Genomic DNA, 18900 nt, shown 5'->3' with positions numbered 1-18900 from the left:
ATATGGTCATTAATAAAGTAAATCAAGTATGGGCGACCGATATCACCTACATTCCAATGGAAAAGGGTTTTATGTATTTAATGGCTGTAATTGATATACACAGCCGTTACATTGTAGGCTGGTCTCTTTCCAATACAATGGAAGCAGAATGGTGCAAAGAAACGATACAGGAATGTATAGAAGAGCATGGGGTTCCAGAAATTGTCAATACAGATCAAGGGGCACAATTTACAAGTGATGTATTTACAGAATACTTGATTAGTCAAGGTGTAACCATCAGTATGGATGGCAAAGGAAGAGCAACTGATAATATATTTATAGAGCGTTTCTGGCGAAGTTTGAAATATGAGAAAATATATAAACATTCTTATAGTAATGGTCATCAGTTAGCTTTAGGTATAATAGAATATATGGCTTACTATAATCACGAAAGACGACATAGTTCAATCGATAATCAAAAACCTTTCTATATCTTTGAGAAAGGTCGCCGAGACACAAGCTCAAAACCAAAAGAAAAACCACATTCTATGAGTTGTAAAGGCCAAGATGAATGGTCTGCCGCATGCGCAACACAGACCAGCCTTGACAAATCATAAAATGGGTTTTAAAAAAGATTTGAAGCTGAATCTCTCAAAAAAAGATAATTATCTTTTCCGCTTAGACAGTCCGAACTACTGGGGTAACTATAATGATTTAACTATGCATTCAAAAGGATTAAATATATCCTACGACTCCATCCTCCAATTAGAATCAAAACTTGAAAAGTCTAAATATTATTTCTATCAAAAAAATCTACTTGACAGTATTAAATCAGCTTCTGTAAATGCCAAGGTTAACGAATAAAAAAATATTACAAACACTCTCTCTATTCCTCATCATCTACATCTTTGCATGTTCTTATGATTTAATATGGCTGATTTTCCAAGATGAATTAAAAGAATATATCAATTGTTCAAAATGTGCATTGAGAGTACCTAACCATCCATTTTTAGGTAGTATAATTTTATTTATCCTTTCAATTTCGATCCTTTACTTAAATAGATTACTAGGTACATTATGGATCTGTTCGCTGATAGTCATAAATTATTTTGCAGTAGTAAATTATATCATCAATCAATTTCCCGTAAACACAGAAGTATTAAATGCTATTCTAAATTCTAATCCAAAAGAAAGTTTTGAATTTATTCATTCAAGCTGGGCTGTAATAATCCCTTTTTCTATACTCTTAATCATAGTATTACTAAGTATTTTCAGATTAATTTTCACTTCAAAAATTCGACTAAATACAATTCAGAAATTACCCATATTAGTTGTTTTAACTATCATTGCCATCTTTTTTAAACAAAACTATTATAATGTTTATAATCTTTATTTCCCTTTATCATTGGCTAATGCAACTGTTGATCTATTTAGAACAAGTGGAAAAAATAAAGATCGAATTAAAGAAATTGAGAAATATCCGATTACGATTTATGATGCTAAAAATAAACCTATAAATATCATCTTAGTACTTGGTGAATCTTCTAGAAAAGACTTTTGGGAGCTTTATGGAAGTTTACAGAAAAACAACCCTTTATTAAAAGAAAGAGATGTAATCCTTTATGAATCGGCATATTCAAATGCTACTAGTACTTTCAGAGCAGTTCCTCTAGTTTTAAGTAAAAATACTTCTGAGACTTTCGATGAAATTTATTCAACTCCTTCTATAACTTCTTATTTCAATAAAGCTAATTTTCAAACTTTCTATTTGAATGCTGACACAAGGCCTCATTTTAAATTGCCTCTAAGTATTCTTGACAGTTATAGATTTGAAGCGGATCAATATTTTTATTCTCATTATAATGATCAAATTGGTAAAATTGCTTACGACCTAAATCTATCTCAAAAATTAAAATCACTTTCACCTCAATTTAAGGATAAGAATTTTGTGATTTTACAGACTTCCGGATCTCACACTAAGTACGATGAACGCTATCCAAAAGACTTATTTCCTCCTATGGACAATGGGTTAGATGAAAAAGAAACTTTAATAAATCAATATTTAAATACAATTCGATACACAGATATTTTTTTAGATGATGTATTTTCTTTTGTAGATCAATTACAAGTACCTACAATAGTATTATATATTTCTGATCATGGTGAAAACTTCTATGATGATAGTAGACAATTGAGTTTTCATGGCACTTTTTCAACGCAATTTTTATTAGAAGTACCTTTTATTATTTATGCAAATGATGAATATAAAAAAGAATATAAAAGGGAGTATTCAGCTTTAGAATTTAACCGTAAAAAAAGAATTGAATCACAAGACCTTTTTCATACGCTAATTGCCTTAGGAAATTTCACTTCTAAAGATAAACTTGATCAATATGTTTTAGTCGATACTTCATACCAACCTAGAGATAAACACTTAATATACGATCCTTACATTGGAGTGAATAATATTATAGATTATGATAGTGTTTTGGCAAAAGATGCCATGTATAAGAAGTCGAAATACTACAATATTAATCATAAAAAAAGCAGTCAATAATGACTGCTTTCTTCTTTTATAATCTAACACCTAATATGGTGATATCATCTCTTTGAGGAATAACTCCCATATGTTCATCTAAAGATTTCTCAAGAGCTGATTTCTGTTCAAGCATCGGCTTATCTGCGTTCTGCTCTAATACTTCAATCAACTTAATCTTACCGAATTTCTTACCATGTTTGTTGTTTTGATCTTGCAAACCATCGGTCGTTAAATAAACCGACGATCCTTTCACCACATCAATCACTGTATTTGAGAAACTAATCTTAGATGATTTTCTCTTATGAACACCACCAATAGATTTATTGTCTCCTTTATATTCAATAAGTTCTTTTGAGCCAGGTTGCATAATATACAAAGGTCTTTTTGCTCCAGAGAAGACGATTCTATCTTCTCCTGTCAATGTTTTTTCTATCATACATAGACAAACATCCATACCATCATCATTACTCTTATTTTCTTGATGAAGGGCATCAATTACACCTTCATTTAGCATATCTAAGATTTTTGCTGGATCAAATATTTCTTTCTGGTTAATAATTTCATTCAATAATGTGTTACCAATCATCGACATGAAACCACCTGGTACACCATGACCTGTACAATCAAGAGCTGCAATAAAGATTCTCTCTGTAACATCGTCTTTTGAGAAACCTCCAGTTAGTTTTTCTTTTCTCTCGTCAATTCTTGAATACCAATAGAAATCACCTGATACAATATCTTTAGGTTTGAAGAAGACAAAGTTTTCTAGTAAACCTGTTTGTAATTTTGCATTTGATGGTAGAATGGCTCTTTGAATAGTTTGAGCGTATCGAATACTATCTGTAATATGCTTATTTTGATTTTCAATCTCTTGATACGCATTTGCATTGGTCAAAGCAATTGCTACATAAGAGGCTAACGTTCTTAAGATGTTGAGTTCGTTTCGAGAATATGAATTTCGACCATAACTCTGTACAGTAAGAACACCTAAAGGTTTTTCAGTAATCAAAGGTAGATATACAAGTGATTTTGGAATTTCAGATGTTTTAAAATCTGGGTCTTCTCTTAAGAAATTACTTATTTCACTATCGTAATCGTTGATTACAATTTCCTCACTTGATTTATAGCACAGTACTGACAAGCTATTTTTCTTGTCCATATCGTAACTAAATAATGGTAAGCTAATTCCATTTTCAAGGAAGTTGATATACTCAATTTTATCAAATTTCTCTCTGTAAATACCGATACCAAAAACAGCAGCATCCATAAGTGTATTGACATAAGCATAAGCGGTCCAGTTAATAGATTCTAAATCTAAAATAGCCGTAATTTTTTGGCCAAATTCAGATAGTACTTGAATGTTACTGTATGCTTTTTCAATTTGAGTTTTTGCAGACTCTAGGGCATCTCTTTGCTTTTCGATCTCAACTTTTTGACCTAAAATCTCATTATTCTTATTGGCTAACTTCTTGTTCTTACTTCTGTTTTGAACATAACCAGTGATAATTACACCAATTACAATAAACAAGAGTACCACCATAATGATATAGTACTTTTTTTGAGTTTCTGCTGCGTTGATAAGCTCTTGACGCTGCTTATTCTCCTCTTCTAGCTTTTGAAGTTCTTTCTGCTTTTGCTCAGAGATAATTTCATTTTGCTGAAGTCTTAATTCATTCAGTCTTTTTGTTTTAATTAATGACTCTCTTTCTTTAGCAATTCTTTCTGTCTCTAAAGCATTTAAAGTAATCAACAACTCTTGATCTTTCTTTTCTTGCTCAAGTTCTTGTTGTTTGATTTGGAATTCTTTTAATGATTGTTCACGTTGAAGAAGTTCAAGGTCTTTTGCTTTACGTGCATTTTCTTCCTCCAATTTCTTCATTTGAGCTACAGCCACTTTCTGGTTCATCACCAAAAGATCAATTTCTTTCTCTTTTTGTTCCGCTGCAATCCTTGCTTCAGCATTCTTCTTATACTTATTTCTTTCTGTAACAATGATACTATCTTTAAGAGTATTCAATTCTTTAATAGTATAAAATGCTCTTTTATAATCATTTGTTTTAATATAAATATCGGCAATCTGCTTATAGTTCTTTTCCAAACGTTCAGTATCCCCAGCCATTCGAGCATATTCTGATGATTTATTAAAGTATCTTCTTGCTTCACTGAAATTTTCTCTACCAAAATAAACCGTTGCTTTATAAGAATAAGCCATTGCGATTGGACCTGGCTGTCCTTGCTTCATTCTGATAGAAAGTACTTCATCATAGGCTCTTAAAGCATCACCATATCTATAGTTTTGATTTGAAAGAGTACCAATATTAATAAGTAGCGTAGTATTCTGTGATTCAGGCTTACCAAATTTCTTATTGACTTCAAGAGCATTTTGGAAATATTTAAGTGCTTTTTCACTCTTACCAAGCATCTGATAGCAATAACCAATATCGTTTAGAGGCACGTGTGTTCCTTCTTCATCTCCTAACTTTTCTTTGTAAGATAAGATTTTAAAATTGACATCTTTTGCAATCTCATAATTACCTCTTTTCATCTCAATTTGGGCAATTTTAGATAAAATAGAATTATGTGATTGTAAATCTTCTTCTTTATTATATAACTGATATTGAGAATTATGATACTCTGCAGCTTTTCTAAAGTAGATTAATGCCTCTTCAAAATTTTGTAATTGTAGATAAGAACCACCTAATAACTGCCAAATTTCAGTTTGACGACTCAAGTCATTCATTTTTTCAGCGACCTTTAATGCCTTCTTTTCAAAGTTGATTGCATTTTCAATAATGCCCCAATCTTGATATAAGAAACAGAGTTCACCATATGCCAGATACAATGGTTCGAGCTGATTTTCCTCTTCGAAAATTTTAATTGCTTTTAGACCATAGTCAATTGCAATTTTAAATTCACGACGAAGTTTGTGCATAGTAGAATACATCATTAAGGCTTTTGCCTTACCAATGTTATAATCTACTTCTTCAGAAATTTTTAATGCTTCGTCAGCACTTTTCTGCATTGAAGTAAAATTACTTTTATTTAATTCTAGTTGGGCTAACTGGATCAGTTTATCAACTTTTGTTCTCCCTTCGGGTAAAGTTGAAATTTCGGACTTTAACTCTTGTATGTCTTGCCCATAAGACTGTATAGAAAGAAAAATAAATCCGAATAGTACTAAAATTAAACGAGTTAATTTTTTTGTAAACATATACCTTGCTAGTCTAAAATCTTCTTGATAATACTTAATATTAAAAAATCAATAGCCGTGATATTATTAAAAATAAAGGTGATTTTGATAATTATGGTGTAATGTACATAACATCATGTCGTCGAACAAAGCTTTTGAAAAAATTTTATTTGTCAAAAATACACATTAATTCAACTCTTTATTAGAATAATACTATTTTACTAACGTCTCAATTACAGGTTCCATTGCCTTCCTTACTGTTTTACTTTTACACGAAAAGTTATTTACTATAAAAGTAAAGGCTAAAACATCTCCTGAATTTGTAGTAATATAGCCCGCATAACTTCTTACTCTTCTCATGGAACCACTTTTTCCATGAACCTTTCCTTTGGCTGCATTATATCGACAAAAATATTTCAGCGTTCCTGAAACACCTGTAATAGCCAAAGAATTATAGAAAGCATCAAACTGAGGTTCACTATATAATTCTTTTAGAGTTGAAGTCATATGATAGGCAGAAAAAGCATCATAGGGTGACAATCCACTTCCATCTTCTAAATAGATTCCTTCTACATTTACCCCGATAGAGGCTAACTTATTAAAGGTTGTTCTAGATATACTATCTGCTACAATTGACCCCGTCTCTTTCTTACTAACGTACTTTGCAATCGATTCCGCATATAGATTGATACTTTTTTTATTTGTTTTATCAATAATCCAAGATAAATCATTGGACTTGACGGTACTTATATATTTCGAAGTCGGCAATTCTTCTTCCAAATAAGCTACTTTTAAAGCCTTTTTATTGAGAGTAACTCCTTGAGATTGTAGAGTATCAGTAAGCATCCAAATCGTATGATAATCTGGATCTGTCACCCCCCCCTTAACTCTAAAGTTTGAGCGGTTTGGTGGTAAAGTACCTCTAATGATGTGAGAATTTGAATAGGGAGCTGAAAAAATATAAGAATTATCTCCAGAACCTTTAGGTCCTGCGGTTACTTCTGAAGTGACATGAAGATAAGGAGGTTGAGGCACTATACTATTTATTTTAGCTACAGATCCAGTAGAACCTGTTTTGAGATATAGCTTAAACATATTATCATTTAGATTTAATGAAGCAGCACCTACTCCATAATAATTCCCTAAATCCTCCCAAACCCAATTTGGAGGTGTTGTTCGCGTACCATACAATGTTGCATCAGCAATTATTTTACCCTTTATTTCTTTTAAATTTGGTAAGCCTGCTTTAACTGCACTATCTAATGCCATTAAAGTTAATGTTGGATCTCCTCCACCATGAATGATTAAATCTCCATTCAAAATACCATTTTCAAAACTTCCAGTATGGCTGATTTTTGTTTCAAATTGAAAATTATCTCCTAAATACATTAAACCAGAAGATGTTGTCAATAATTTTGTAATCGAAGCTGGAGTTAACGCTCTTTTGCCATCATAATTAAAATCAAATGCTTTACCTTTTACAGAAGTAACATAAAAAGAAACAGAGGCACCCTTCATCCAATCATGTGCTAAAAAAGTCTTAAAAGCCTTGTCTACATTTCCTTTTTTAGTTTGTGCAAAGCTTTGAAAAAATAAAAATTGGAGAATTAGACTAAAAAATAATATCTTACTGAAAGTGAGAAAGAATGATTTTCTTTGATTAGTATTCATGTTAACTTCGTTTATCTCTCAAATTTTAGGTAAATTTGACCGTTGAACAAGTTAGTATAAACTAATTAATTCTTACTACCACAAGGTAGTTTATGTAAAAAAGAACAGTAAAAAATTAAATATATAAGCATTTGATAGAGAAAGTAATTTCATTAGATGATGTAGCCTTAGTGGACTTCTTAGGTGTAGATAATAGCAACATTAAAGAGTTAGCCACTGTTTTTCCGCATAGTAAAATTATCGCGAGAGGAAACGAAATCAGAATTCAGGGTACAAGTGCAGAAATTATCAAAGTACATAAAGCCATCAATGAACTTTTAATTCATTACAAAAAGTTTGGTAAAGTAACTGTTGATAATGTATTGGATTATGTAGAAATGAATGCAGATCTACATGATGAGGATATAAAAGATGAGATTTTACTTTATGGAGCGAAAGGTATTGCCATTCGACCAAAAACAAGTAACCAACAAAAACTGGTCAATGCCATCAAGAAAAATGATTTGGTATTTGCATTGGGACCTGCTGGTACTGGTAAAACTTATGTTGCAACCGCATTAGCTGTAAAAGCACTTAAAAATAAACAAGTAAAGAGAATTATTATTTCTAGGCCTGCTGTAGAAGCCGGTGAAAGTTTAGGATTCTTACCAGGTGACTTAAAAGATAAAGTTGACCCTTACTTAAGACCTATTTATGATGCTCTTGATGACATGATTCCATCAGAAAAATTAAAATTCTACATGGAAAATAGAGTTATAGAGATTGCTCCGTTAGCATACATGAGAGGTCGAACACTTTCTAATGCCTTCGTTTTATTGGATGAAGCACAGAATACGACTGAGATGCAAATGAAAATGTTATTAACTCGTCTTGGTCCTGATTCAAAAATGGTGATTACAGGTGATGAATCTCAGATCGATTTACCACCACGTCAAAAATCAGGTTTAGTTACAGCTTCAAGAATTTTATCTAACGTTCCAGGAATTAAAGTCATGCATCTTACTCAAAAAGATGTGGTACGTCATAGACTTGTGAAAAGTATTATTTCTGCTTACAAAAAAGTGGATGATAAGAAGAAAGCGGAAAAAGAAGCACTAAAAAATGAAAATAAATAGAGGTGCTAAAATTACTTTCTTTCTAATATTGGTAGCTTGGCTCCTAAAGTTACTTGAAGTAGCTTTAGGTGTCGAATTCTATCAATTTGGAATTCACCCTAGAGATAGATTAGGAGCGTTTGGTATACTTTTTCATCCATTTATACATGGAGGTTTCAAACATCTTTTCTCTAACACAGTCTCCTTTGCCATATTATCTTTCTCTCTTTATTTTTTCATTCCAAAAATAGCTTCCAAAATCTTACGATTACTTACTGTTTATACTGGATTAATGGTGTGGTTATTTGCAAGACCATCTTTTCATATTGGGGCTAGTGGGGTAATTTATGGTATCGCTTCTTTTTTATTTTTTATTGGCATTTTCCAGAAAAATCCCGGTTCATTAATCATTTCATTATGTATTGCAATCTTGAATCATGGAATGTTAGTAGGATTAGTGCCAAATGATGATGGAATTTCATGGGAATCACATCTATCAGGAGCAATTGTCGGTGGCGTATTAGCCTATTATTATAGACATGTTGAAACTGAATTTTCTAGAAAACCACCCTTAAAAGTAGAAGATGACATTTCATTTGAAGGTTATCGCAACCTAGAATCTCCAGAATTCAAATATCATTATAAAGAAGATAAATAATATCTATTGAAACGGATTCAATTTTCGTGTATATTTAATCCATTGATTTTAACAACACTATTCTAGAAATAGCAATTACAGACAGACAATATGATTTTCAATATATTTCGGCGCTTTCAGCTGCACAAAGACAGTGAGGTATATACAAGATTAAAAAAGATCTTTGTTTATACTATGGCGGTTAATATTCTGTTTGCTATACTTTTTAAATTTGTAGAAGAAGTCTCATGGAATGAGGCGATTTGGCAAACATGGCAAACTGCAACTACTGTTGGTTATGGTAATAGACCTGCAGAAACACTCTTTGGCCGTATTATTACCATGATACTAAGTACAGTTAGTATCGCATTTGTTGGAGCATTATTCAGTGCTGCCTTTGATTATAAAGAATATTACAAAATTCAAAAGAGACTAGGCTTTATGAAAAATCCATATAAAGAGGGTTATGTTGTTTTTAACTTCCCTGGTGTGGCATTAGCTAAACATTTTATAGATGAATTAAGAGTTGTTGAAAAAACTGTAGGTATTTGTTTTGTTGATAATAATCTTGAAGCATTACCTGAAGAAATTCAAGAACTACCGAATATACATTTTATCAAAGGGTGTCCTTTACAAAAGAAGACATATTTAGAAGCAGGGGTTAATGAAAATAAGACCATTGTAGTATTCCCAACAGATAGGCACTCTACCATTGCAGATGGTGCTACTAAAACCACCGTAGATCTTCTAGATCGTTTCATTACCAAAGGAACAAGGATCTTATTTGTATTAGTAGATCAAGGAAATGCTTGGATGTTTGAAAATACAGATGCAACATATATTAATGCTGATCTTTCTATTCTAGCAATTGTTCAAGAATGTCAAGATCCATACTCAGCAATGGTTGTCGAAGATCTACTCTATAATACACATGGAGCTAATCCCATGACAGTGACTGTAAATCATGCTGCAGGCCTTACTTGGAAGGATTTTCAATTCAAATTATTGACAACTACCTCAGACTCAGAATACCAATGTAATGTGCTTGCTTTGATCAAAAATGGAAAGACTGATTCATGTCCTTCTCCTAATACAATCTTAGAAAAAGGGGATTATTTATCCTTAGCCACCTATGAAAACTTCCCTTGGAACAAGATTGAAAGTCAAATTTCCACACTACAAGATTGAATATCAATAAGAATCATTTAGAAATCTTATTCATTATTTTTGCAAATCATTTTCCTTTTTTATAAATCTTGATTATATTTGCGATCCGAAATCATGAATTGAATTTGAAAATACCTTATTAAAAGGAGAATATAATGATCGAAATTAAAGTAAAAGATAACGAGTCTATCGACCGTGCTCTTAAGCGTTTCAAAAAGAAATTTGAGAGAACAAAAGTATTACGTCAATTACGTGCACGTGCTTACTATGAGAAGCAATCTGTAGCTGACCGTAAAAAAGCTATCAAAACAGCTTACAAAATCAAAATGAGAACTGAGCAAGGTGCTTAATCTCTTTTGAGTTCTCAAAAAAGAAGCCTATCAATGCAAATTGATAGGCTTTTTGCATTTATAGCATTTCTATAAAAAGTTGAACTTTTCCCTCCTATTATCTCTACAAAATTTTCATATTCTAATTAAAAACTGTATTTTGTAGAAGTACCAATAACAATATATGACAACACTCCAATCTTTTTTAACTTATCTAGAATTTGAAAAAAAAGTAAGTAAACATACACTTACTGCATATAGTATTGACCTAAAACAATTTGAGTCTTTTTTAAAACAAGAAGATGAAAATACTGCTCTAGAAAAAGCAACAAAAGCGGAAGTCAGACTTTGGATCGCTTCTTTAATGGAAGCAGACTTAAACCCAAGAAGTATTAACCGTAAAAGCACTTCTTTAAAAAGCTTTTATAAGTACCTTAAACAATGTGGAATAATTGAGGTAGACCCTTCTAAAACCATTCATGTGATCAAAACACCTAAAAGACTACCACAATATGTAAAGTCGAAGGAAATGGATAACATGTTACAAGGTGATATTTTTGATGATTCTTTTGATGGAATTCGAAATAAATTGATTTTTGAGTTCCTTTATGGAACTGGTTTAAGAGCAAATGAGTTATTGACAATAGAAATCAACGACTTAGACTTTTATAAAAATACGGTAAAGGTCTTAGGTAAACGTGATAAGGAGCGTATCGTTCCTCTTCACCCTGTTTTAGTTCAACAATTAAAAATTTACCTTAGCAATAGAAAAGCACATCAAAACCCCGACCTCTTCATACATCAAGAGGGTTCCTCCTTGAAGTATCAACAACTTTACGCCATTGTAAAGAAGTATTTGGAGCTGAATACAACAGCAGGAAAAAAAAGTCCACATATTTTAAGGCATTCTTTTGCAACTAATCTCTTAGAGAATGGAGCTGCTTTGAATGATGTCAAAGAACTACTTGGACATGCTAATCTTTCTGCTACTCAGATATATACACATTCGTCCTTAAAAAGAATGAAAAAAGTGCATGCTCAGGCCCATCCTAGAGCAGGAAAAAAAAAGGCCTAAGTTCTCAAAAAATGTTGTATTTTGAGGCAACCAAGTTGAATTAACACCGTTAAATAAGTTATAACAAAACGGTAAAATTAATACTTTTAGCAAGGTGTTATACTACACAATATTTATCTATTAATAAGAGATATTGGAAAGCATCTTTTCCTAAAAAAAAATTTTTCATAACACTTAAAAACTGTAAGAATATGAAACTCGACATCCAATCAATACATTTTACAGCAGATCAAAAATTAATCGACTTTATCGAGGGTAAAATAAATAAATTAGAAACTTTTTACGACCGATTTACAGGTGGTGAAGTATACTTAAGAGTAGAAAAAAATAGTGACAATAGTCGAGATAACAAGGTTGTGGAAATTAAACTACATATTCCAGGTGATATCTTAGTAGCGAAGAAACATGGCGTTTCTTTTGAAGCTGCAGCTGATGAAGCAACAGAGTCTTTACGTCGTCAAGTAAAAAAACATAAAGAAAAACTTTTAGACAAATCGGGCGCTTAATCCTTAAGCCAAAAACGTATAACGCTAAAAGTTTATAATATAAAAGATGCAAAAAAGGCAGGTTACCTATAAAGTAACCTGCCTTTCTGTTTTATTAATCTGTATTCAATTAGCTACAGTCTAAATCCATTGTAGAAAATAACTCATCAACTTGAGATTGTAATGCTGATGGATATGTCTTCTCTGGAAAAATTGTACTATATGGTTCATGTTCAACATAGTAATAAGAATTATCAATATTACCATTTTCAGCTGAAGGAATAAACTTATACGTAAACATGTTATCATTGATCTCAGTGATTACTCTACTGTTTGAGTACCCAAAAAATGTACATGTAATGTTTCTTACTAAATTATCACCCTCTTCTGCAATCTCATATAATCCATGATTATTTAAAATACCTTCATTGCTCAAGTCAAATTCTCCAGTTATATGATTAACAGGAACAAAAACAAAAGAAGAATTACTATACTGTGCTGAACTAATTGTTCCAGACGCCAAAGGAGTGTCAATGAAATTTACACTTCTATCAATTTCACCATTTACTTCTCTATATACAGCAGTTGTTACCCATGGAGAAGCACTTACGATAGACATTTTTGCTTGGTCTAGACTTGATTGTACTGGAGTTTCATCTGTGTCACAAGCAATAAATGCTAAAGAAAGAATAAAAAGACTAAGTAATTTTTTCATTGTTGATTTTTACTTTAAGATTTAAGTACTAAGTATAAAAAATTGTTTGTTCGAACATATATTGTTTAACAAACACAATGCTAACAACACAGTTCATTCGTTAATAAAATCAAATTAAAAACCTCCTCATTCTGTAAGACAAAATGGGAGGCTCAATAAACGAGGATATAAATAAATTCTTTTAATCACATTGAATAAGCTGAGCTTACCAATGGATAACGAAAAATTTGATATGTGTAAATACTGTTATTCAATCCTCACTTATCAATATTAAATATTATAAAAGAACACTGCTAATTCTTTAAGAATGTTTAAACTTATCTAATATTTATTTGCGATTAGACTTATTTAATTCATTATTAAAACACTTTTTAGCATTCATTACTTTTTCCTATTCAAAGGTTTATACTTTGACTGCTGAAGTATTTGACGAGCGTTATCATTTGACATCAGTTCGGACAATGTCACATCTGGATGAGATTTCATGTAGCTATCCACAATTCTCCAACCTAGCCAACGTCCTAACCTACCAGGACTATCACCTGATACCTCTGAAGTTGTTGGACGATCATCTACATAACGTTTTACAGTCATTCTCTCAGACTTATAGAGTAATTCATTTTCCACAAAATGCCCCCAAATAAATCCTTCGTTATAATCTACTTCATGTAATTGCTGAGCTGTATATCCCACCTTAATAGTATCTGGTACAAAAGGCATCACATCATCCACAAATTCATAAGCTTTGCCCCAAGCAATCATATGAGACAGTACTGTACGGTCATTGGGATTGACTTTATTCCATCTATTCGACATCATTTGAATCGTAAAGGGAACCATATATTCCGGTGAATAACGCTTTAAAATATAAAGAGGTACTTCCGGTACTCTAAATGTGGCTGTTTCACCTTCAAAGTAATCTAATCCTACCACAATGAAATCACCAAAATCTAAAACATCTCCTCCAAATCCCCAATTAGAAAATCCAGATATAGAAGTATATACTTTTGGCGGTACAAAATCAGGGTAATAGTATTTAATGTATTGAAAAGCTTTTTCAAATTCTTTTTTCTGAACCTCAAAATCTCCAAACACTCGTTCTGCATCCATCATTAAGGTATCATTCTCAACTTTTTGTCTAAAGTCCCACAAAGCCTCTACTAAATAGCTTCTGTTTGGAAATAACCCTGCTTGTAAAAAGTATTTCTGTTCTATTTCAGGGTTTTCAATCAAGAATTTTACAATTTCATCTTTTGAATTGAGGGCAAAAATCTCTTTTTCTAATCGTCTAACTTCTACATTTACTTTGATATCAGATACATCAGGTATTTCCTTTTCTGAACTTGATTCACAAGAAAAGACAAATAGTAGGACAACTAGATTTAGTATTAAATGGGGAAATGAATATTTCATAAAAAAATAAGGTGCTAAAAAAGAATTTAATTCATTAACCCAAAACTATCTTTTTTCAACACCTCTTCAAAATTTCAAAGGACAAAAAAATACCTGAAGTGCTAGGAAAACACTTCAGGTATTATTATATCATTTATGAAAGAACTTAATCTTCCTTTAAAATCAACTTAAATTATCCTGCAAAAGCAAAGAAAACTAACCAAACTACTACTAATACACTTAATAGAATTGGTAATGAGTAACGTAAGATATAACCGAAGAATGATGGCATTTCAACACCTGATTGTTCAGCAATTGATTTTACCATAAAGTTTGGTCCGTTACCAATATATGTCATTGCTCCAAAGAATACTGCTGCCACAGATATAGCTGTTAATTCTAAAATTGCTTCAGCACTTGCAGAGCCTTGAACAATACCATTTGTAAAGTCTATTACATCTTTCACTACTCCTATATCAGCACCTTTAGAGGCCATTGCAGCAGTAAAGAAGTTGAGATAAGTTGGAGCATTATCAAGAATTCCTGAAAGTGCGCCAGTCGCCCAGTACAATGAATTATGATTAATCATTGCTGCACCTTCTGGAGATTTAGCAAAATTGGCTACCAACTCTAAAGCAGGCATCATAGTTCCAAAAATACCAATAAAGATAAATGCTACTTCACGGATTGGTTCAAAGTTAAATTCATTACCCTTGATTGCTTTTTGGTCTGCTAACTTAAATGATAAGTATGCAACACTTAGCATAATAATCTCACGGATAAATGAGAATAATGTAGCACCTTCATGATGTTCTAAATCAGCTAAAAATCCAATAGAGAATCCATCATGTGTTTGAAGAATACCTGGTAACCAACCTAATTTTGAAGGGTCTAAGAATACCGCCCCTACTAAAACAGCCAACCATCCAAAGTTTTTACTCCCTGTGATTGTTACTTTATTTGAATACTCTCTTTCTTCATCCTCATCAAATAATAAGTTTCTTTTATTGATGAATCGCTTATCGAAAAAGAAGAAAATAACTGCTAGAATAGTAATAGCAAAAGTCCACATAGGTAAACTATGAATTAATGTCCATTCAAAGGGCACCCCTTTCAAGAAACCTAAAAATAGTGGAGGATCACCAATTGGAGTTAATGCTCCACCTACATTACTTACAATAAAAATAAAGAATACGATATGGTAAGGCTGAATTCTTTCCTGATTAAGACGCATAAATGGTCTAATTAAAAGCATTGATGCTCCAGTTGTTCCAATAATATTTGAAATTACTGCACCAAAAACCAATAATAAGGTATTTACCATTGGTGTACCTTTTCTATCCACATTGATCATGATACCGCCTGAAGCAATATACAGACCTGATAACAAGGCTATAAATTGGAAATACTCAAAGAAAGCATGAATTGGTGCATGCGTATTGTGTAAACCAACTATATAATATAAAACGACTGCTCCAGCTAAACCTACAGCTACTTTTGGATAATTGTGATGCCAGAACTTTTCATAGAAAAGAGGGCCCGTAGCAATCATCGTTAGTAGTGCTGCAAATGGTATTACTGACCAAGCGGCGGCTTCTGGATGACCACCTCCACTCGCTAGGGCAGGAGCTACTCCTACAGACATGCCAATTCCCAAAGACAACAGTAGAAGTATTAATTTCTTTTTCATAATTTTTTAATATCGTACTTGATGCAAAAATGTAATTAGAAAGATGCATCTTCTTCTTTCTTAAGAGAAAGGAAGAATTCATTTTTAATCTTTAAAATTCTGATTGTTGTATCGTCAATCTTTTACACTCTTTTATCTATCCTCTATAACTGCGATGCTATTTTATGAAAATAAGATAAATTAAAACAATGACATAATTCAACAAATGTATATATAGCCCTTCCTTAAGTAAGATTTAACAATTCTTTAAACTCTTTTTAGAAGGTTGAGCTTTAAACGACTGTAATTATTGACATTCTACTTTCTTATATTGATCTTCATTTAAGATTGATTGATGTACAACTTTTCCTTGTAAATCCATATATAGTAATACATTTAATTTGGCTTGATAAATATATTGCTTTCCTTTAAATAATGGCTCATACAATGTACCCATATTTTCTATTGTGGAAAACTCAGGATAAATACAATTTCCATATTGAGAGGTAAATACTCCTATCTTACCATTTCTTTTATATCTAATCCAAAACGTGTTTTCTTTCATTGGAAAAATTTCATAGGAATCACATTCCATTACAATAACGTTTCCCTTAACATCCAACAACTTCCATCTTTCATCTTCCCATACAAATGAAAAACGGTCTGTTATAGGTTCCATTTTATCATAATATAATCTTGCTTGATCCGCATTGGCTAAAGTCAATAATCCGTAAAGACCTTTCTTTTTCCCTAACCAAAGGGTTATTCCTTCTTTTTCTAAATGTGTTTTCTTTAATGGAGCTTCAAACTGAGGTGACACTTTAAAAGAAGAATCTGGAACATATAATCCATACTTACCTTTCAACATTAAATGAAATACACCATTATCATATTTTATCGAAGTATATCCTTCTTTCAGTACTTTTTTACCTTTAACAGAATAAAGAAATTCTGAAGAACCATATTTAGCTACCACTAAACCTTCAGGATATACATTTAATTTACTAAACTGAGGAGTCATCACTTGCGTTCCTGATTCACTCACTAATGCAAACTTTTTGTTCTTTTTACTTTTTACTGAAAGAAATGCAGGTTGTAAAGAATCTGTTTCAATATGAGTAACATTCCATTTCGAGTATTTTTTCATACTCAAGGCTTTACCAGATTTAAATCGCACCCAATATTCTTTATCTTTTTCGATCAGTAAATCTAAATCATCATTGATAAATGACATAGTATCTGATTGATGTGAACTAATTTTTTCCCCCTCCCAAGTATATGCAGTCCAATTGTTTCTCCATTTCGCTATTACTCCACGGTTCTTGACTTCTACAGGAAGTAACATGGAATCAATTTTCACAGTAAGGTCATAATTCATCAACTGCCATAAAGTATCTTGACGGACAAACCATCCTGATTCATCCGGAGCATCTTTTATTTCATCATATCCTTTTCCTTTGTTCCATTTTTTACCATTAGGAGAATAAATAGACCATTTTCCTTCTTCAGAAAGAGCATACCACTGATCATTCAACACTTTATATCCTTCAAAATGAAATATTGAATCATCTGTTTTAATATTACCATTATGGATATCTATTTCTTTATAGTTTGCCCATCTCCCTTTTTTCATAATCAATACCATATTGTCAGAAATATGAATTAATTGACCTGCTTCAAAAGGAAATTTCACATCACCTTCAATAGAAATAATTCCCCATCTTGCTTTTTTACGAATGCCGAACAATCGATTACTAATCCTTAATACTTGATCATACTGCAATGGTAACCACTCTCCTTCATTTAATGCATAAACGCCATATTTCCCATTTTTCTTGACACTCACTAGTCCTTCATCAAGTGGATTTACTTCATCATACTGACAAGCAACAACCTCTTTTCCTTTCCAATCGACCCATCCAGTTCCAGTAGATTTTGTGACCTCTAAATAACGGTCATGAGTTCCTTGGCAGTTATAAGTATTACTTGCATCAGTAAATTGATCTTGAAGGAAAGTTTGTCCATTTTTCTCCATGAAAACCATCCCATCTTCACGGATAACAGGGTAAAGCTGCTTATTATGATCTAAAACAGATTGATAATATTGTTTTTCACTCCAACCAGGATAGGTTAAAAGAATACTGTCTTTTGCTGGAGTAAAATACCATAAATGTGTAATCGCAGAATCAGCATAAATACTCTTTGGATAATCTCTAATAAATTGAATATAATCTGAAGTAGAACGATTTTCAGTTCTGAGTGTATATAGCTGTCCCTCTACTTTTTCACGATGTGGGTTATCAGGATGTTCTCTCAAAAATTTACTTAATGCTTTCTCATCCGCATCTTTTGTTTTTGAATGAAATACTAAAAGTTCATATTTCTCTTTTGCTTCCTCAGCCTGTTTTGCATTTGGATAAGTACGAACAAAAGCCTCATATGAAGTATAACTATGTTCCTCTTTTGCTGTTTCAAAACCCAAGCTATCACGAAGTTCGATAGCTCTAGGAATTAATAATGAATTAGGAAAACGTTTAATGTAGGCTACAAAACTCTCCTCTTCCATTTCTTCTTCACATTGTATAAATGCTAATTCTTCAACTTGATTGAGCCAAAAAATAATCGAATCTTCCGAAACATTTCCTTTCAACCAATCTTCTTTTTCATCTTCATCCGACTCTGACCACAATGAATCAGCTATCTGAAAATGTTGATAAGATGTATCAAGGTTTATGTGGTCTGTTGCATGTAAATAATACAAACCTACAACTGATTGTAGAACAGCACTATTTGAATTTACAGCATCTTCTTTTTGTAATTTTTTATCGACTTTTTCATATTCACCTTTCAATGCCCACTTCCAAAATGTATTAACACTTTGAGCGTGTAACATGTTAGTAAACATAAAAAGAAGTAGCAAAAGGACTAGTTTTTTTGCCTTTCTAATATTTATGAGAA

At 32.0% G+C, this 18900-nt stretch carries 14 protein-coding genes; 8 read left to right on the top strand and 6 right to left on the bottom strand.

The window, feature by feature from the left end; genetic code table 11:
* Positions 1-596 (top strand): IS3 family transposase (locus tag ACXAHM_RS22730; protein ID WP_474965349.1); only part of this gene is annotated, 596 nt, incomplete at its 5' end.
* A gap of 227 nt (positions 597-823) precedes the next feature.
* Positions 824-2536: a phosphoethanolamine transferase gene (locus tag ACXAHM_RS22725; protein ID WP_474965346.1), complete on the top strand. Its 1713-nt coding sequence runs from the start codon at positions 824-826 to the stop codon at positions 2534-2536.
* A gap of 16 nt (positions 2537-2552) precedes the next feature.
* On the opposite strand, the gene ACXAHM_RS22720 is transcribed toward ACXAHM_RS22725, so the two are convergent.
* Positions 2553-5729 (bottom strand): tetratricopeptide repeat protein, encoded by a 3177-nt coding sequence (locus tag ACXAHM_RS22720; RefSeq protein ID WP_474965344.1) that lies wholly within the window; start codon positions 5727-5729, stop codon positions 2553-2555.
* Between the two features lie 192 nt (positions 5730-5921).
* A complete protein-coding gene (gene dacB / locus ACXAHM_RS22715; protein WP_474965342.1) occupies positions 5922-7379 on the bottom strand; it encodes a D-alanyl-D-alanine carboxypeptidase/D-alanyl-D-alanine endopeptidase in 1458 nt (485 codons plus the stop codon).
* A 131-nt stretch (positions 7380-7510) separates the two neighbouring features.
* Here dacB and ACXAHM_RS22710 point away from each other — a divergent pair, with 131 nt between their 5' ends.
* The 6 genes from ACXAHM_RS22710 (at position 7511) to hpf (ending at position 12187) form a co-directional block, all read left to right on the top strand.
* Complete coding sequence (locus ACXAHM_RS22710; protein WP_474965340.1) at positions 7511-8494, top strand: PhoH family protein; 984 nt, start codon at positions 7511-7513, stop codon at positions 8492-8494.
* On the top strand, positions 8481-9131 hold the full coding sequence (locus tag ACXAHM_RS22705) for a rhomboid family intramembrane serine protease (protein ID WP_474965337.1): 651 nt from the start codon (positions 8481-8483) through the stop codon (positions 9129-9131). Before ACXAHM_RS22710 ends, ACXAHM_RS22705 begins: the two co-directional genes overlap by 14 nt.
* Positions 9132-9305: 174 nt before the next feature.
* Positions 9306-10298 carry an ion channel gene (locus ACXAHM_RS22700; RefSeq protein ID WP_474965335.1) on the top strand — a complete coding sequence of 331 codons (993 nt, stop codon included), beginning with the start codon at positions 9306-9308 and terminating at the stop codon, positions 10296-10298.
* Positions 10299-10432: 134 nt separating this feature from the next.
* Positions 10433-10627, top strand: a complete 195-nt coding sequence (rpsU, locus tag ACXAHM_RS22695) for a 30S ribosomal protein S21 (protein ID WP_044203046.1) — start codon at positions 10433-10435, stop codon at positions 10625-10627.
* A 163-nt stretch (positions 10628-10790) separates the two neighbouring features.
* Positions 10791-11681, top strand: a complete 891-nt coding sequence (locus tag ACXAHM_RS22690) for a tyrosine-type recombinase/integrase (protein WP_474965333.1) — start codon at positions 10791-10793, stop codon at positions 11679-11681.
* A gap of 191 nt (positions 11682-11872) precedes the next feature.
* The gene (gene hpf, locus ACXAHM_RS22685; protein WP_474965329.1) at positions 11873-12187 is read left to right on the top strand and encodes a ribosome hibernation-promoting factor, HPF/YfiA family; all 315 of its coding nucleotides are present in this window, start codon (positions 11873-11875) and stop codon (positions 12185-12187) included.
* A gap of 109 nt (positions 12188-12296) precedes the next feature.
* On the opposite strand, the gene ACXAHM_RS22680 is transcribed toward hpf, so the two are convergent.
* From ACXAHM_RS22680 to ACXAHM_RS22665, 4 genes are all read right to left on the bottom strand, one after another.
* A complete protein-coding gene (locus tag ACXAHM_RS22680; RefSeq protein WP_474965325.1) occupies positions 12297-12881 on the bottom strand; it encodes a DUF4822 domain-containing protein in 585 nt (194 codons plus the stop codon).
* 381 nt (positions 12882-13262) lie between these two features.
* Positions 13263-14294: a gliding motility lipoprotein GldB gene (gldB, locus tag ACXAHM_RS22675; protein WP_474965320.1), complete on the bottom strand. Its 1032-nt coding sequence runs from the start codon at positions 14292-14294 to the stop codon at positions 13263-13265.
* A 172-nt stretch (positions 14295-14466) separates the two neighbouring features.
* The gene (locus tag ACXAHM_RS22670; RefSeq protein WP_474965352.1) at positions 14467-15918 is read right to left on the bottom strand and encodes a sodium:proton antiporter; all 1452 of its coding nucleotides are present in this window, start codon (positions 15916-15918) and stop codon (positions 14467-14469) included.
* Positions 15919-16249: 331 nt separating this feature from the next.
* Complete coding sequence (locus tag ACXAHM_RS22665) at positions 16250-18835, bottom strand: WG repeat-containing protein (RefSeq protein WP_474965318.1); 2586 nt, start codon at positions 18833-18835, stop codon at positions 16250-16252.
* Between the last annotated feature and the right edge of the window lie 65 nt (positions 18836-18900).

The organism is Flammeovirga sp. AWQ4_249, assembly GCF_056161045.1.
The sequence above is the reverse complement of the archived record's forward strand: the minus strand, read 5'-3'. Positions and strand labels throughout refer to the sequence as shown.

What these genes read in the sequence shown, in the direction of transcription:
- ACXAHM_RS22725 (WP_474965346.1), top strand. Translation starts at nt 824, where the DNA reads ATGCCAAGGTTAACGAATAAAAAAATATTACAAACACTCTCTCTATTC.
- ACXAHM_RS22720 (WP_474965344.1), bottom strand. Translation starts at nt 5,729, where the DNA reads ATGTTTACAAAAAAATTAACTCGTTTAATTTTAGTACTATTCGGATTT.
- dacB (WP_474965342.1), bottom strand. Translation starts at nt 7,379, where the DNA reads ATGAATACTAATCAAAGAAAATCATTCTTTCTCACTTTCAGTAAGATA.
- ACXAHM_RS22705 (WP_474965337.1), top strand. Translation starts at nt 8,481, where the DNA reads ATGAAAATAAATAGAGGTGCTAAAATTACTTTCTTTCTAATATTGGTA.
- ACXAHM_RS22700 (WP_474965335.1), top strand. Translation starts at nt 9,306, where the DNA reads ATGGCGGTTAATATTCTGTTTGCTATACTTTTTAAATTTGTAGAAGAA.
- rpsU (WP_044203046.1), top strand. Translation starts at nt 10,433, where the DNA reads ATGATCGAAATTAAAGTAAAAGATAACGAGTCTATCGACCGTGCTCTT.
- ACXAHM_RS22690 (WP_474965333.1), top strand. Translation starts at nt 10,791, where the DNA reads ATGACAACACTCCAATCTTTTTTAACTTATCTAGAATTTGAAAAAAAA.
- hpf (WP_474965329.1), top strand. Translation starts at nt 11,873, where the DNA reads ATGAAACTCGACATCCAATCAATACATTTTACAGCAGATCAAAAATTA.
- ACXAHM_RS22680 (WP_474965325.1), bottom strand. Translation starts at nt 12,881, where the DNA reads ATGAAAAAATTACTTAGTCTTTTTATTCTTTCTTTAGCATTTATTGCT.
- gldB (WP_474965320.1), bottom strand. Translation starts at nt 14,294, where the DNA reads ATGAAATATTCATTTCCCCATTTAATACTAAATCTAGTTGTCCTACTA.
- ACXAHM_RS22670 (WP_474965352.1), bottom strand. Translation starts at nt 15,918, where the DNA reads ATGTCTGTAGGAGTAGCTCCTGCCCTAGCGAGTGGAGGTGGTCATCCA.
- ACXAHM_RS22665 (WP_474965318.1), bottom strand. Translation starts at nt 18,835, where the DNA reads ATGTTACACGCTCAAAGTGTTAATACATTTTGGAAGTGGGCATTGAAA.